This is a genomic window from Brachybacterium sp. 107 (genome assembly GCF_052379725.1).
Classification (GTDB): domain Bacteria; phylum Actinomycetota; class Actinomycetes; order Actinomycetales; family Dermabacteraceae; genus Brachybacterium.
On the sequence record NZ_JBQSYW010000010.1, the window covers coordinates 76,851 to 90,056 of the forward strand.

Sequence of the window (13,206 nt, forward strand, 5' to 3'; positions counted from 1 at the left end):
GTGCCCACCTCACAGGTGCAAGGTGCCGCCGTTGCTGCGGAAGATGCCGGGCGGCTGCCCGAAGTGTCGGCGGAACGCGGTGATGAACGGTCGCGCTTCGGGATAGCCGCAGGAGCGGGCCACCTGGGCGATCGGGTCGTCGGTCTCCAGCAGCAGGTGGGCGCCGCGCTCCAGGCGCAGCCGGCGCAGCATCGCCATGAGCGACTCCCCGGTCTCTCGCGCGAAGAGTCTCGCCGCATGTCGTTCGGAGAGGTGGACGACCGCTGCCACGTCCCGCACCTGGACCGGGCGCTCGAGATTGTCGGCGAGGTACCGCTCCATGGCGGCCACGCTCGAGGTGGTGCGGGCGGCCGGGTCGAGGGTGACGGCGAGGTCCCCGGGCTCGGCGAAGGCCCGCGAGGTCTCGATCACGAGAGCGGTCCCGAGTGCTGTGAGCTGCTCGCCGACCCCGGAGCGCGGCGAGGCGGCCTCGGCGGCCAGTGTCGCGATCAGCACGGGCAGGGATCCGATGGTGGTCGAGACCAGCGGGTGGTCGGCGCGCAGCAGCCCGCTCCACCAGCCGGGGGCGGAGGCGGACGCCGCGCCCGTCGGCTGCAGCGTGAACCCCCAGAACGCGATCCCGAGCCCGCCGACGGGATCGGAGACGATCTCGTGCACGTCCCCCGGGCGCGCCACGAACAGGGTGCCCGCCTCGATCTCGTGCGCGTCGCCCTCGACGCTGAAGGTGCCCGAGCCCGAGTAGGCCAGGCACACCTCGAAGTAGGAGTGCGTGTGCGCGTAGTTGCGCCAGACCGCGGGCGCGTAGAAGCCCCAGCTGAGGTAGTCGACGAAGGTCGTCGCACGGGCGACGGAATCGAGGGTCACCCGAGCATCATGCCTGCTCGGCCCGACCCGTGGGATCACATCCCGCCAGGATGAGGCCCTGGCCGAGGGACTCCTTGTGCTGGTCGGTCATCGGCGGATCGGCCGGATCGCGGAACTGCACGAGCCACGTGGTGCGGGCCTCGTCGCTCATGTTGACGCCGGAGCTGTGCACCGTGAAGTAGGTGAAGAAGATGACGTCACCGGCCTCGGCCTCCATCGGGACGAGCTGGTCGGTGGGGAAGTCGGGCAGGTGGAAGCTGCCCTCCGGGTCGTGCTCGCGAGGCCCGGCCTTGTGGCTGCCCGGGGCGACGCGCACGCAGCCCTTGACGTCCGGGGCGTCATCGAAGTGGAAGATCGCCGCGGCCACCTTGTGGTGCTTGTGCGGGAAGAAGGGGTAGTCCTGGTGAGGAGGGAACGGGGAGCCGTTCTCCGGCGGCTTGATGAACATCTTGGTGTGATGCAGCTGCACGTTGGGGGTGCGCAGAACAGCCGCCGCGACGGACGTGAAGCGCGGATCCGTGAGCAGGCGGGTGTACGCGGCGTCGTAGAACTGGGCGTCGTGCAGGTGCTGGAGGCTGGTCTTCCGGCCCATCGCGCTGGCGGAGGCGGAGTCCCAGGTGGCGTCGTCCTTGCGGTCCAGGGAGGCGATCAGCTCGTGGCTGCGAGTGCGGTACTCGGCCGCCTCCTCCTTCGTGAGGAGTCCCTTGACCAGGACGTAGCCCTGCTCGTCATAGGAATCGGCCAGTGCGTCGAGGTCTGCGGGAGCAGTGGAGAGGGTGGTCATCATCGACCCTTCGTGGGAGTGGTGTGCGGTCAGCTGTGCGTGCTCCTCGAGCCTAGGAAGCTCTGCGCGGGCCCACCAGGCAGAGAGCGGACGCGGATGTTCGCGGGACGGCCATGCTCTCTGTGCGGCACCGGGCGGTGACCGATCTCGGTCGGGGCGCCCGGTGTCGATATCCGGGCCGAGCCGGTGATCCGGACGACGAGCCGGGGTGCCGCGAGGCTGGCCGGCCGCCTGCGCTCAGGGGCGCCGCACGTACTCGATGAGCGCGACCCCGCTGTCGAAGTCGCGCGTGCGGACGTGGTCGAAGCGGACGGGCGCGTAGTCGCCGGGTGCGAACAGCGGGATGCCGCTGCCGAACAGGAACGGCTGCCGCTTGAGCACCAGGCGATCGATCTCGCCGCGCAGCTGGGAGGCGAGGTCGGCGCCCCCGCACAGCCAGATGTCGCCGGTGCCGCCATCCCTGCCGCCGCCCGAGCCCTCGCCGCGCTGCTTCAGCTCGCGCACGACCTCGACGGGGTTCGCGTCCGTCGTGGTCAGATTCTCCGCGGGCTCGAGCTCGCGGTGGGTGAACACCACCTGCTCGAGGTGCCGGTACGGGCTGGGCATGTCCGGCAGTCCCACGGCGTGGGTGGCCGCGCCCATCAGGACGGTGCTGAAGCGACCGCTGGACTGGTCGATGCCGAGATGCGCGGCGATGTCGGTGGGGATGGTGTCGGGGTACTCCTCGAGCAGGACGTCCATGTGGTCCCCTTCGGTGGGGAAGCTGTCGAACTGGCCCTCGGGGCCGGCGATATAGCCGTCCAGGCTCACGGCGACGTAATAGATGAGCTCACGCATGTCGACTCCAGGGGTGCGGGACGCCGTCGCGGACCACGACAGCTGTGGTGGTCGAGAGTACGACACCTGTGGTGGTTCGCGCTAGGGTGCTTCCATGGCTCGCAACGATGACCGCCGACGGGCACTGGCCGACGCCGGCCTGTCCGTCCTCGCCGACGAGGGAGCTCGCGGCCTGACCCACCGCGCCGTGGACCGCGCCGCCGGGGTTCCTCTCGGCACGGCGTCGAACTACTTCCCCTCACGCACCGCGCTGATCGAAGGCCTGGTGGGGCGCATCGGCGAACGGCTCGCCCCGAGCGCGGAGTTCGTGCGCGAGCGAGAGGGCCTGCCGCCGAGCAGGGACCTGTTCGCCCAGTACCTGCGCGATATCGCGCGCCGACTGCTCGGTGAGCGGCAGGTCGCGATCGCCCTGTTCGAGCTGCGCCTGGAGAGCACCCGTCGGCCGGAGATCGCTGAGCTCCTCGGTCGCTGGCGGCGCGAGGGCTTCGCCGTGGACGTCGCCTTCAACGCCCGGCCCGGACTCCCGGGAGGGGCCGACGAGATCGCGCTGTTCCACTACGCGATGGACGGCCTGATGCTGGACCAGCTCACGGACCCGCTGATGCCGGAGGGGCCGATCGACGACATCCTCGACGCACTGGTCGACAGGCTGTTGCCGAGATGACGGTCAGTCCGTCAGCATCCGCGACCTGGTCAGGAACCTCTTCCCGTCGGGAGTCTCGAGGCTGAAACCGCCGCCGCGCCCGTCGACCAGATCGATCGTCAGGTGCGTGTGGCGCCAATAGGCGAACTGCTCGCGACTCATCCAGAAGTCCAGCGGCGAGGTGCCGCCGCCCGGCAGAGGGACCTCGACATGACCCATGCGCACGTCGGCGTCCCCGGTGATGAAGTCCCCCTCGGGGAAGCACATGGGGGAGGAGCCGTCGCAGCAGCCCCCGGACTGGTGGAACATCAGGGGGCCGTTGCGGTCGATGAGCCGCTGCATCTGCGCGACTGCTGCCTGGGTGAACGCGACCCGCGAGAAGTCCTCGCCCTCGATCGTGGGCTCCGCCTCGAGCACGTCGTCGGCCGAAGTCGGTGGAGGGAGCCCGGGGCCGGGATCCACCGGCGCCGCCCCCTCGGAGCTGCTCGTCGTCGGTCGCGAGGGATCGGCGCCGAGCGTCGTCGGCCGCGCACCATCGGGCCCGGCGGTCATCGGAACCCACCGCCCGTCCCGAAGGGAGTGGAGCCGGCCTGCCCGAAGGGGGTCGACGGGGGAGCGCCCGGGGGCGGCTGATCCGGCGGTGGCTGATCGGGTTCGGGCTCGGGCCGGGGCTGCTCGGGCGTCGGCTCGAGCGGCTGACCGGGGAAGGGCTGTGCGGGATGGCCGGGAGGAGGGCCCGGTGGATCCGTGGGCGGCTGGCCCGGCGGCGGCATCGGGGGCTCGTACGGCCCGGGGATGCTCATGTCGTGCTGGTTCGATTCCTCATGCATGATCTCTCCTCCCGCGATGGTGCCGACGGGCCGGTCCGGGGAGCCCCGGTGGGCCGGCCCGTCGGCCGTGCCGGTCGAGCCGACCGGGTCCATCGGGTCGGCCGGGTCAGCCGGCCCGTCGGCCGTACCGGTCGAGCCGGCCCGGCGAGTGCGGGCCGGCCGTGCCGATCAGAAGAAGCCGAGCTTCTTCTCCGAGTAGCTGACCAGCAGGTTCTTGGTCTGCTGGTAGTGGTCGAGCATCATCAGGTGGTTCTCCCGGCCGATGCCCGAGGACTTGTACCCGCCGAACGCGGAGTGCGCCGGATACGAGTGGTAGTTGTTCACCCAGACGCGCCCGGCCTGGATGGCCCGGCCCGCGCGGTAGATGATGTTCTGCTGCCTGCTCCACACGCCGGAGCCGAGCCCGTACAGGGTGTCGTTGGCGATCGAGATGGCTTCGTCGTAGTCGGAGAAGCGGGTCAGCGCGAGCACCGGCCCGAAGATCTCCTCCTGGAAGATGCGCATCGAGTTGTCGCCCTCGAACACCGTGGGCGTCACGTAGTAGCCCCCGGAGAGCTCCCCACCGAGATCGGCGCGCTCGCCACCGGTGAGCAGCTTCGCGCCCTCCTTCGTGCCGATGTCGATGTAGGAGAGGATCTTCTCGAGCTGGTCGTTGCTGGCCTGGGCGCCGATCATCGTGTCGGTGTCCAGCGGATCGCCCTGCTTCGTCGCCTCGACGCGCTTCAGCCCGTCGGCCACGAAGTCGTCGTAGATCGAGTCCTGCACGAGCGCGCGCGACGGGCAGGTGCACACCTCGCCCTGGTTCAGGGCGAACATCGCGAAGCCCTCGAGGGCCTTGTCGTAGTAGTCGTCCTTCGCCGACGCCACATCCTCGAAGAACAGGTTCGGGCTCTTGCCGCCCAGCTCGAGGGTGACGGGGATGAGGTTCTGCGAGGCGTACTGCATGATCAGGCGGCCCGTGGTGGTCTCGCCGGTGAAGGCGATCTTCGCGATCCGCTTGTTCGACGCGAGCGGCTTGCCGGCCTCGACGCCGAAACCGTTGACGATGTTCAGCACGCCGTCCGGCAGCAGGTCGCCGATGAGCTCGGCCAGCACCAGGATCGAGGCAGGGGTCTGCTCAGCGGGCTTGAGCACCACGCAGTTGCCGGCCGCGAGCGCGGGGGCCAGCTTCCACACGGCCATGAGGATCGGGAAGTTCCACGGGATGATCTGCCCGACCACGCCGAGGGGCTCATGGAAGTGGTAGGCGACGGTGTCGTCGTCGATCTGCGAGAGCGCGCCCTCCTGGGCCCGGATCGCGCCGGCGAAGTAGCGGAAGTGATCCACCGCGAGCGGCAGGTCCGCGCCCAGGCACTCCCGGATCGGCTTGCCGTTGTCCCAGGTCTCGGCCACGGCCAGCATCTCGAGGTTCTCCTCGATACGGTCCGCGATCTTGTTGAGGATCACGGCGCGTTCGGCGACCGACGTCGTCCCCCAGGCCGGTGCCGCGGCGTGGGCGGCGTCGAGCGCCTTCTCGATGTCCTCCGCGGTGGAGCGGGCCACCTCGGTGAACACCTTGCCGGTCACGGGGGTGGGGTTCTCGAAATACTCGCCCTTGACCGGTGGGACCCACTGGCCCCCGATGTAGTTCTCGTACCGCTGCTTGAAGGTGACCTTCGCGCCGTCGGTTCCGGGGTGTGCATAGGCGGTCATGTGTTCTCCTCGGTGCTCGTCGTCGAGACTGGGGCGCGACCGGTCCGGTCGCTCCGCGGGGAGCCGACGGCCGCGCTATGACGTGGATCACCATCGTAAGCCCTGCCGGCCGACCGTAGGCTGAACGGCATGGAACACCGTCACCTCGGCCGCAGCGGCCTCAAGATCAGCGAGATCATCTACGGGAACTGGCTCACCCACGCCTCCCAGGTGGAGGACGAGCGCGCGCGGGCCTGCGTGCGCGCCGCGCTCGACGCCGGCATCAGCACCTTCGACACCGCAGACACCTATGCGAACACGGCCGCCGAGGTCGTGCTCGGCGAGGCGCTCAAGGGCGAGCGGCGCGAGTCGCTCGAGATCTTCACCAAGGTCTACTTCCCGACGGGCCGGAAGGGGCACAACGACACCGGGCTCTCGCGCAAGCACATCCGCGAGTCGATCGACGGCTCCCTCTCCCGCCTCCAGACCGACTACGTGGACCTCTACCAGGCGCACCGCTACGACGACGCCACCCCGCTCGAGGAGACGATGCAGGCCTTCGCCGACGTCATCCACTCCGGCAAGGCCCTCTACATCGGCGTCTCCGAGTGGAACGCGGATCAGCTGCGCGCCGGCCACCAGCTGGCCCGCGAGCTCGGCATCCAGCAGATCTCCAACCAGCCCCAGTACTCGAAGCTGTGGCGCGTGATCGAGGAGCGCGTGGTGCCCACCTCCCGCGAGCTCGGCATCTCCCAGATCGTGTGGTCGCCCGTCGCCCAGGGCATCCTCACCGGCAAGTACAAGCCCGGTGCCGAGGCGCCCGAGGGCTCGCGCGCCCGCGACGAGAAGGGCGGCGCCGACATGATCAAGCGCTTCCTGGACGACCCGGTGCTCCAGGCCGTGCAGGGCCTCGAGCCGATCGCCGCGGAGCTCGACCTGACCATGGCGCAGCTCGCCGTGGCCTGGGTGCTCAGCAACGACAACGTGGCCGGCGCGATCATCGGCGCCTCCCGCCCCGAGCAGATCACCGAGAACGTCAAGGCCGCCGGCGTCACGCTCGATGCCGACGTGAAGGCGCGCATCGACGAGGTGCTCGGTGACATCCCCGAGACCGACCCGGCCAAGACCGTCTCCCCGGCGCAGCGCCTGTCCTGAGGGTCGGCGCCTGCGCCATGACAGAACGGCCGCTCCCCTCGGGGGGCGGCCGTTCTGCAGGTGGGGGGATCCGCGGAGGCGGTGTCAGACGTCGGTCGTCTCCTTCTTCAGCTGCTCACCGCTCTTGCCCGGCCGGTTCAGGCCGTCTGCGCGCAGCTCCCAGAACTCAGCGTTCTTGATGCCGAGCTTGCGGGGGTCGAACTGCGGGTCCAACCCCTGCTTCTTCTGCTGCCGGTAGTCCTTGAGAGCTTTCAGAGCGGGGCCCTGCAGGATCAGGATCGCCACGACGTTCAGCCAGGCCATCGCACCCACGCCGATGTCGCCGAGCGCCCACGCGTTGCCCGTGGTGGTCACCGAGCCGTAGACCACGGCAACCAGGATGAGCGCCTGGAGAGCCCGCACCAGGGCACGGCGCACCAGGCGGTTCGGGATCCAGCGGTTGAGGTACGTCAGATTGACCTCGGCCATGTAGTAGTAGGCGACGATCGTGGTGAAGGCGAAGAAGAACAGTGCGATCGCCACGAAGGTCGGCCCCAGGCCATGGAACACGGTCTCGAAACCGTTCTGAGAGAACTCTGGACCGTAATCGGTACCGGCCGGCACCGACCCCTCGTAGAGAAGCGTCTCCTCCGGCCCCTGGAACACCTGGTACATGTCCGTGGAGATGATGAGGAACGCGGTCGCGGTGCAGACGAACAGGGTGTCGATGTAGACGGCGAACGACTGAGCGAAGCCCTGTTTGGCCGGGTGGGAGACCTCAGCGGCGGCTGCCGCATGCGGGCCGGTGCCCTGTCCCGCTTCATTGGAGTAGAGGCCGCGCTTGACGCCCATCTCCACGGCCTTGCCGACGATCGCGCCGAACATCGCGTGCGCACCGAAGGCGCTGGAGAAGATCAGGCCGAAAACGTGCCCGATCTGGTCGAAGTTCACGAAGAACACCACCATGGCGGCGATGATGTAAAGAATCGCCATCACGGGTACGACGATCACGGCGAAGCGAGCGATCCGCTTCACGCCGCCGATGATGATGAAGGCCAGCAGGATGACGACGCCTACGGCGGAGATCCAGTGGGGAAGATTCCACGCTTCGTACGCTGCGGACGCCATGCCGTTGCCCTGCACGCCCGGGAGGAAGAAGCACATGGCGATCACGGTGACGATCGAGAATACGATCGCGTAGGCCTTGAAGGCCGGAGCGGCCTTGGTGTGCTTGAAGGCCTTCTCGATGTAGTACGCCGGGCCACCGCGGTACTCACCGGTGTCGACGTCCTTCTCCTTGTAGATCTGGCCGAGGGTGCACTCGATGAAGGATGTCGCCGCGCCGAGGAAGGCGATCAGCCACATCCAGAACACGGCGCCGGGGCCGCCGAGGGCGATCGCCGTGGCGACGCCGCCGATGTTGCCCATGCCGACGCGGCCTGCGAGGGACATCATGAGCGACTGAAGCGATGACGTGCCGTCCGGTGACGACTCGCCCTTTCTGAGCTGCTCGAGCATGTCGGGGATGCAGCGAATCTGCAGGAACAGAGTACGGAGCGAGAAGTACAGGCCGGTGATCAGCAGTAGACCGACCAAGGGGAGGGACCACACGAGGTTGTTCGCCCCGGTGATCAGGGTATCGAAGGGCATGAAACCTCCAGGGTCAGGGGGAGCGGTGGCAGCATCGGCACCGCGGGTGGTGACCTGGGTCACCGAGAATGTGCTGGAGGGAACCTACCTGAACAGGGCCGTGAAAAGCGCGCTATCCCGAGCGTGTTGCACGGTCGTGACCTGATTGCTCGTGAAACTACTCGGGGATTCCCAGGAGAAGGTGCCTCGGAGCCCGGCGATCTGCCCACGGTGAAGGGCGGAGCCGACGGGCGGGACGATGTGCGCGGGATCGCCTTCGCGAGGCTCGAAGTGCATGCGATAGAGCCGCTACACTGGGACACGACCCCTCGTGCGGTGTCATCTTGCTGAACTCCCCCAGGGCTTGACGGCAGCAAGGGCAGGTGAGCTCTGGCAGGTGCACGAGGGGTCGCTTCATGCCCTGACGACGTGCCCTGCCCCGTCGGCGTGACCCCGGGCGGATCCGAGGGGGATTGCCCCCGCTCGGCACGGCGGACCTCCCCGTACCGGAGCTCGCGGGCCCTTCCTAGCGTGGACATCGACGCTGCGGTCGCACCAGGCGCGCCGCACCCGGTCCCAGGAGCCCCCGATGTCCTCCCGCCCCGTCGTCCCCACCGATCCCGACGTCCCGGACGTCCCCGCCGATCCCGACGCACCCGCCTCCCGGCACCGGTCACCGGCCCCCTCGGCGCCACAGGGAGTCATCGACTCGCCGGCGCGCGTCGGCCTGTTCGTCCTGATCGCGACCGCGGTCGCCGCTGCCCTCTCGATCCCCCTCGCCACCGGTCTGCTGCCCCCGGCGGCGCTCGGTCTGGTGGTGCCCTTGGCCCAGCTGTCCCCGCTGCTCGCGGCGCTCCTCGTGCGCCGGCGCGATGAGCCCTGGTGGCGCTCCCTCGCCCTGCACGTGCCCTCGGGCAGAGCTCTGCTGATCGCGGTGCTCGCCGCGATCACCGCCTTCACGCTGGTGCCCGTGGCCCGCCTGCTGATCGGAGTCGTCGGCGGAGCGTCCCCGCTCGCGGACGCACCGCCCCTGCTCGGCCTGCTGCTCGCGGCGCCGGTGGTTCTGGTCATGCAGGCCGTCTTCGCGATCGGGGAGGAGGCCGGGTGGCGCGGGTGGCTGCAGAGCACGCTCGAGCCGCTCGGCTTCTGGCGGATGTCGCTGGCCATCGGCGCGTTGTGGGCTCTGTGGCATCTGCCGGTGGTGCTCGCGCTGGGTCTGTCCGGTCGCGCGATGGTCAGCTATCTCGGCACGATCGTCGCCGTCGCGCCGCTGCTGTCCGTGCTGCGCCGTCTCTCCGGGACGGCCTGGGCGGCGATCATCGGGCACGGCCTGCTGAACAGCCTGCGGGTCGCGCTCGAGCAGAACGTCCTGGGCCCCGTCGATCCGACCCTGCTGTGGGTGATGGATCTGAGCTCGTGGGTCCTGTGGCTCGGTGTCGCGTGGGTCATCCTGCGGGTGGCCGACGGGCTGACGCCGGCGGGGGTCGCGCCTATGGCCGCACCTGCCGGGCCCCTGGACCGCACAGCTCCGCACCCGGACTGAATGCTGCGGGCAGTGCATGCGGCAGGCCCTGGTCAAGGGCGCATGCTGTGCGTAGCGTGGACCGCACTACCGGCGAGGACCTGCACCGCCTGAGCGTGCGGCGCCGCCGAGGAACGGAGCAGTCATGAAGATCGAGACCACCCATTGGATCCCCTTCCCCCAGGCCGAGGTCCTGGCCTGGCACGAACGGCCCGGGGCGCTGGTGCGCCTCACCCCGCCCGGCCTCGCCACGCCGGATGATCCGACGGCCGGCGGCCTGCAGGTGGGCCGCGTCGTCGGCACCCGGCTGGGACCGTCCGCCCTGCCGTCGCTGCTGCGCCCGCACTGGATCCTGCGCCACCGCGAGCACCAGAGAGATGTCGAGGGCGAGGCCCGGTTCGTCGATCAGCAGGTGCGGGGACCCTGGCGCACCTGGAGCCACGAGCATCGTCTCCTGTCCGATCCCGGTTCCGAGGGCGGAACCCTGGTGCGGGACACCCTCGAGGTCGAGCTCCCCGCCCGCCTCCAGCGCCTCGAGCCGCTGCTGAGCCCCCAGATACAGCGGGTGTTCCGGTTCCGGGACCGGCAGCTGCGCGAGGACCTCGCCTTCCACGCTCGCTACGCCGACCAGCCCCGACGCACGATCGCCCTGACCGGATCCTCCGGGCTCATCGGCACCCAGCTCGCCGCCCTGCTCGAGACCGGCGGGCACACCGTGCGACGGATGATCCGCGAGGAGGACGTCGGCCCGGACGAGATCTCCTGGGACCCGCAGGGCGGGCGCCTGGACCCCGCCGATCTCGAGGGCGTCGACGTGGTCATCCACCTCGCCGGCCGCTCCATCGCCACCCGCTGGACCCACAGCGCGCGCGGCGAGATCCGCTCCTCCCGCGTGCACGGCTCGGCACTCATCGCCCGCACCCTCGCGAACATGGACAACGGGCCCTCGGCTCTCGTGCAGGCCAGCGCCATCGGCCTCTATGGCCCCCGCCGCCCCGGCGAGCTGCTCACGGAGGCCGATCCCGGCGGGGAGGGGTTCCTCGCCGATCTGGTGCGCGACTGGGAGCATGCCGCCCACGCGGCGACCGAGGCGGGGATACGCACCGTCTTCGTGCGCACCTCTCTCGTGCTGTCCGACGGGGGTGGGCCGCTGCTGCCCCAGCTGCCGCTCTTCCTCGCCGGGGCGGGAGGCCGCCTGACCAGTGCGGACTCGATGACCTCGTGGATCACCCTGGACGACATCGTGCGGGTCTACGCCCATGCGGCGCTCTCGGCGGACGTACACGGACCGCTCAACGCCGTCGCCCCGGAGCCGGTCACCGCCGGGCAGTTCGCGCGCACTCTCGGCGCGGCGCTGCACCGGCCGGCCGTGGTGCCGGTCCCGGCGTTCGGGCCGAAGCTGCTGCTGGGGGCCGACGGGGCGGACGAGCTCATCCAGGCCGATCAGAACGTCTCGGACGCGCGCCTGCAGGCGAGCGGGTTCCGCGCCGCGCACACCACTCTCGAGCAGGCTCTCCAGCACGTGCTGTGGCGGTGAGGGTCCGCAGGCGACGCTCCGTGTCGGATCAGAGGTGCTCGGAGGGCAGCTCGGTGAGTCGCCGGGCCTCCTCGAGGACCTCCTCGTCGGCCGCGGAGATCTCGGTGCCCGCGGGCGTGCGGCAGGCCAGCGCATTGACGAGGGCGGCGAGCACCACGAGAGCGGCGGCGCCGACGGGCAGCCACATGGATGCCTGCGATCCGGAGCTCTCGGCGACCGCGCCGGTCACGGCGGAGGCCGCGGACTGGCCGACGATCGTGGCCGAGCCCAGCATCGTCATCACGGTCGCGGAACGTCCCTGGGGGCTGCGGTCTGCGGCGAGGCTGTACAGCGTCACGACCGTCGGCCCGATCCCGATACCGGCGACCGCCATCGCGGCGATGAGCCCGGTGAGACCCCCCGCGAGGCCGAAGGCGAGCATCGCGGCCAGCATCAGCGAGGAGAAGGTGAGCCAGCGCGCGTACAGCCGGAACCGCTCGGGGAACAGGGTGATGCTCAGGGCCAGGATCGTGGACCCCACCCCCATCACGCCGTAGACGAGCCCCGCCGAGTCACCGTGGCCGGTGTCGGAGAGGAAGGCCGTCAGCGAGGTGAGGACCGTGCCGAAGAAGAGCCCCACGCCGAGCGCACCGGCGACGATCACCAGCACGGGCAGGGTGAACAGCTCACGGGCCGGGGCCTGCGCGACGGGCTCCTCGGTGGTGGGCGCCGCCACCTTCGCCGTGGGGTGCAGGGCGAAGGCGGTGACGAACAGCAGCGTGAGCACCGCGGCGCCGATCATGGGGGCGGCCGGGCTGAGCGTGGTGGCGAGCAGGCCCACCACGACGGGGCCGAACACGAAGGCGGTCTCGTCGGCCGCGGATTCGTAGCCCATCGTCCCGTTGAGGCTCTTCGCCCGACGGTGGGAGGGCAGGCGGGTGAGGATGAGCTGCACCAGGCGGCTGCGGGAGAGCGGGCCGATCTGCGGCGACGAGGCGCCGATCAGGAAGCCGACGGCGAGCACCGCCGCGTCGGGCAGGGCGCTGAACGCCACCGCGGCCATCGCGAGCAGGGTCAGGGAGTTCACGATCCCGGAGACGAGGATGACGGGGCGCTGGCCGATCCGGTCCGCCGCGGCACCGAGCAGGGGGCCGACGAGCGCGGAGCCCAGGCCCACGACCGCGGAGTTCAACCCGCCCAGCGCGATCGAGTCGCGAGCGGAGACGACGAGGGTCAGAGTGCCCACGACCATCATCGCGAAGGGGAAACGGGCGACGAAGGCGATCGGGAAGTAGGCAGCCCCGGCGACGCTGCGCAGGGTCGGGGAGGACTGCTGCGGGGCGGGGGCTGTGGTCTGCTGCGTGGACATCGCTGCTCCGGACGGTGGGTGCCGCCTTGGACGGTCCGCCGAGGGACCCGAGGTAGATGCACTGCGGGGGCCCGTGGAGCCGGGCCGATCTGACAGCCTCACTCTAGGGGCGGCGCGAGGGTTGGGCCAGAGCTCCGAGGCGTGCGGTGCGCGGTTTCACCCAGGAGGTGGCGCTCCCCGGCGCGGGAGCTCCCGGTCGTGGGCCGTCGCTCGGGCGCTCCCCGGCGCGGGCGCCCCTTGCGCGCTCTCCGTCGAGGGCGCGCCGAACGAGACCACCGATATGTATCAGTGGAGGTATATATCGAGGGTATCGGTGGGCGCGTCGCGGTCTGTCGAACGCCGAGGCGAGGCTGGGCGGGGCAGTTGGCGTCGCGGGGCACAGAGCGCGCACAGATGATGCCCCGGCC

Annotated in this window: 12 protein-coding genes and 1 other RNA gene; 5 read left to right on the plus strand and 8 right to left on the minus strand. The window is 70.2% G+C overall.

The window, feature by feature from the left end; genetic code table 11:
• Positions 1-9 precede the first annotated feature (9 nt).
• The 3 genes from ACT3UL_RS12275 to ACT3UL_RS12285 all read right to left on the minus strand — a co-directional run bounded on the left by ACT3UL_RS12275 (position 10) and on the right by ACT3UL_RS12285 (position 2,485).
• The gene (locus tag ACT3UL_RS12275) at positions 10-864 is read right to left on the minus strand and encodes an AraC family transcriptional regulator (protein WP_444578521.1); all 855 of its coding nucleotides are present in this window, start codon (positions 862-864) and stop codon (positions 10-12) included.
• 7 nt (positions 865-871) lie between these two features.
• Positions 872-1,651 (minus strand): phytanoyl-CoA dioxygenase family protein, encoded by a 780-nt coding sequence (locus ACT3UL_RS12280; protein WP_444578522.1) that lies wholly within the window; start codon positions 1,649-1,651, stop codon positions 872-874.
• A 234-nt stretch (positions 1,652-1,885) separates the two neighbouring features.
• On the minus strand, positions 1,886-2,485 hold the full coding sequence (locus ACT3UL_RS12285; protein WP_444578523.1) for a dihydrofolate reductase family protein: 600 nt from the start codon (positions 2,483-2,485) through the stop codon (positions 1,886-1,888).
• A 94-nt stretch (positions 2,486-2,579) separates the two neighbouring features.
• Between ACT3UL_RS12285 and ACT3UL_RS12290 the strand changes: the two genes are divergently transcribed.
• A complete protein-coding gene (locus tag ACT3UL_RS12290; protein ID WP_444578524.1) occupies positions 2,580-3,149 on the plus strand; it encodes a TetR/AcrR family transcriptional regulator in 570 nt (189 codons plus the stop codon).
• Between the two features lie 3 nt (positions 3,150-3,152).
• Here ACT3UL_RS12290 and ACT3UL_RS12295 read toward each other — a convergent pair whose 3' ends face one another.
• The 3 genes from ACT3UL_RS12295 to adh form a co-directional block, all read right to left on the minus strand.
• Positions 3,153-3,680, minus strand: a complete 528-nt coding sequence (locus ACT3UL_RS12295) for a DUF779 domain-containing protein (protein ID WP_444578525.1) — start codon at positions 3,678-3,680, stop codon at positions 3,153-3,155.
• Positions 3,677-3,958, minus strand: a complete 282-nt coding sequence (locus tag ACT3UL_RS12300) for a hypothetical protein (protein WP_444578526.1) — start codon at positions 3,956-3,958, stop codon at positions 3,677-3,679. The genes ACT3UL_RS12295 and ACT3UL_RS12300 overlap by 4 nt, the downstream gene beginning before the upstream one ends.
• Positions 3,959-4,126: 168 nt before the next feature.
• Positions 4,127-5,650, minus strand: coding sequence for an aldehyde dehydrogenase (adh, locus tag ACT3UL_RS12305; protein ID WP_444578528.1), 1,524 nt, complete (start codon positions 5,648-5,650; stop codon positions 4,127-4,129).
• Positions 5,651-5,779: 129 nt separating this feature from the next.
• On the opposite strand from adh, the gene ACT3UL_RS12310 reads away from it, so the two are divergent.
• Entirely contained in the window at positions 5,780-6,784 is a 1,005-nt protein-coding gene (locus tag ACT3UL_RS12310; RefSeq protein ID WP_444578529.1) for an aldo/keto reductase family protein, read from the plus strand.
• A gap of 84 nt (positions 6,785-6,868) precedes the next feature.
• On the opposite strand, the gene ACT3UL_RS12315 is transcribed toward ACT3UL_RS12310, so the two are convergent.
• Positions 6,869-8,413, minus strand: a complete 1,545-nt coding sequence (locus ACT3UL_RS12315) for an alanine/glycine:cation symporter family protein (RefSeq protein ID WP_444578530.1) — start codon at positions 8,411-8,413, stop codon at positions 6,869-6,871.
• A gap of 299 nt (positions 8,414-8,712) precedes the next feature.
• On the opposite strand from ACT3UL_RS12315, the gene ffs reads away from it, so the two are divergent.
• The 3 genes from ffs (at position 8,713) to ACT3UL_RS12330 (ending at position 11,451) form a co-directional block, all read left to right on the plus strand.
• Positions 8,713-8,809: signal recognition particle sRNA small type (gene ffs / locus ACT3UL_RS12320), an RNA gene on the plus strand.
• A gap of 172 nt (positions 8,810-8,981) precedes the next feature.
• Entirely contained in the window at positions 8,982-9,935 is a 954-nt protein-coding gene (locus ACT3UL_RS12325) for a CPBP family intramembrane glutamic endopeptidase (RefSeq protein WP_444578532.1), read from the plus strand.
• A gap of 124 nt (positions 9,936-10,059) precedes the next feature.
• Positions 10,060-11,451 carry a TIGR01777 family oxidoreductase gene (locus tag ACT3UL_RS12330; protein WP_444578533.1) on the plus strand — a complete coding sequence of 464 codons (1,392 nt, stop codon included), beginning with the start codon at positions 10,060-10,062 and terminating at the stop codon, positions 11,449-11,451.
• 28 nt (positions 11,452-11,479) lie between these two features.
• Here the strand turns inward: ACT3UL_RS12330 and ACT3UL_RS12335 are convergent, their stop codons facing one another.
• Entirely contained in the window at positions 11,480-12,799 is a 1,320-nt protein-coding gene (locus ACT3UL_RS12335; RefSeq protein WP_444578534.1) for an MFS transporter, read from the minus strand.
• Between the last annotated feature and the right edge of the window lie 407 nt (positions 12,800-13,206).

Coding starts and splice junctions, on each gene's coding strand:
- ACT3UL_RS12280 (WP_444578522.1), bottom strand. CDS start 1,651: ATGATGACCACCCTCTCCACTGCTCCCGCAGACCTCGACGCACTGGCC.
- ACT3UL_RS12285 (WP_444578523.1), bottom strand. CDS start 2,485: ATGCGTGAGCTCATCTATTACGTCGCCGTGAGCCTGGACGGCTATATC.
- ACT3UL_RS12290 (WP_444578524.1), top strand. CDS start 2,580: ATGGCTCGCAACGATGACCGCCGACGGGCACTGGCCGACGCCGGCCTG.
- ACT3UL_RS12295 (WP_444578525.1), bottom strand. CDS start 3,680: ATGACCGCCGGGCCCGATGGTGCGCGGCCGACGACGCTCGGCGCCGAT.
- ACT3UL_RS12300 (WP_444578526.1), bottom strand. CDS start 3,958: ATGCATGAGGAATCGAACCAGCACGACATGAGCATCCCCGGGCCGTAC.
- adh (WP_444578528.1), bottom strand. CDS start 5,650: ATGACCGCCTATGCACACCCCGGAACCGACGGCGCGAAGGTCACCTTC.
- ACT3UL_RS12310 (WP_444578529.1), top strand. CDS start 5,780: ATGGAACACCGTCACCTCGGCCGCAGCGGCCTCAAGATCAGCGAGATC.
- ACT3UL_RS12315 (WP_444578530.1), bottom strand. CDS start 8,413: ATGCCCTTCGATACCCTGATCACCGGGGCGAACAACCTCGTGTGGTCC.
- ACT3UL_RS12325 (WP_444578532.1), top strand. CDS start 8,982: ATGTCCTCCCGCCCCGTCGTCCCCACCGATCCCGACGTCCCGGACGTC.
- ACT3UL_RS12330 (WP_444578533.1), top strand. CDS start 10,060: ATGAAGATCGAGACCACCCATTGGATCCCCTTCCCCCAGGCCGAGGTC.
- ACT3UL_RS12335 (WP_444578534.1), bottom strand. CDS start 12,799: ATGTCCACGCAGCAGACCACAGCCCCCGCCCCGCAGCAGTCCTCCCCG.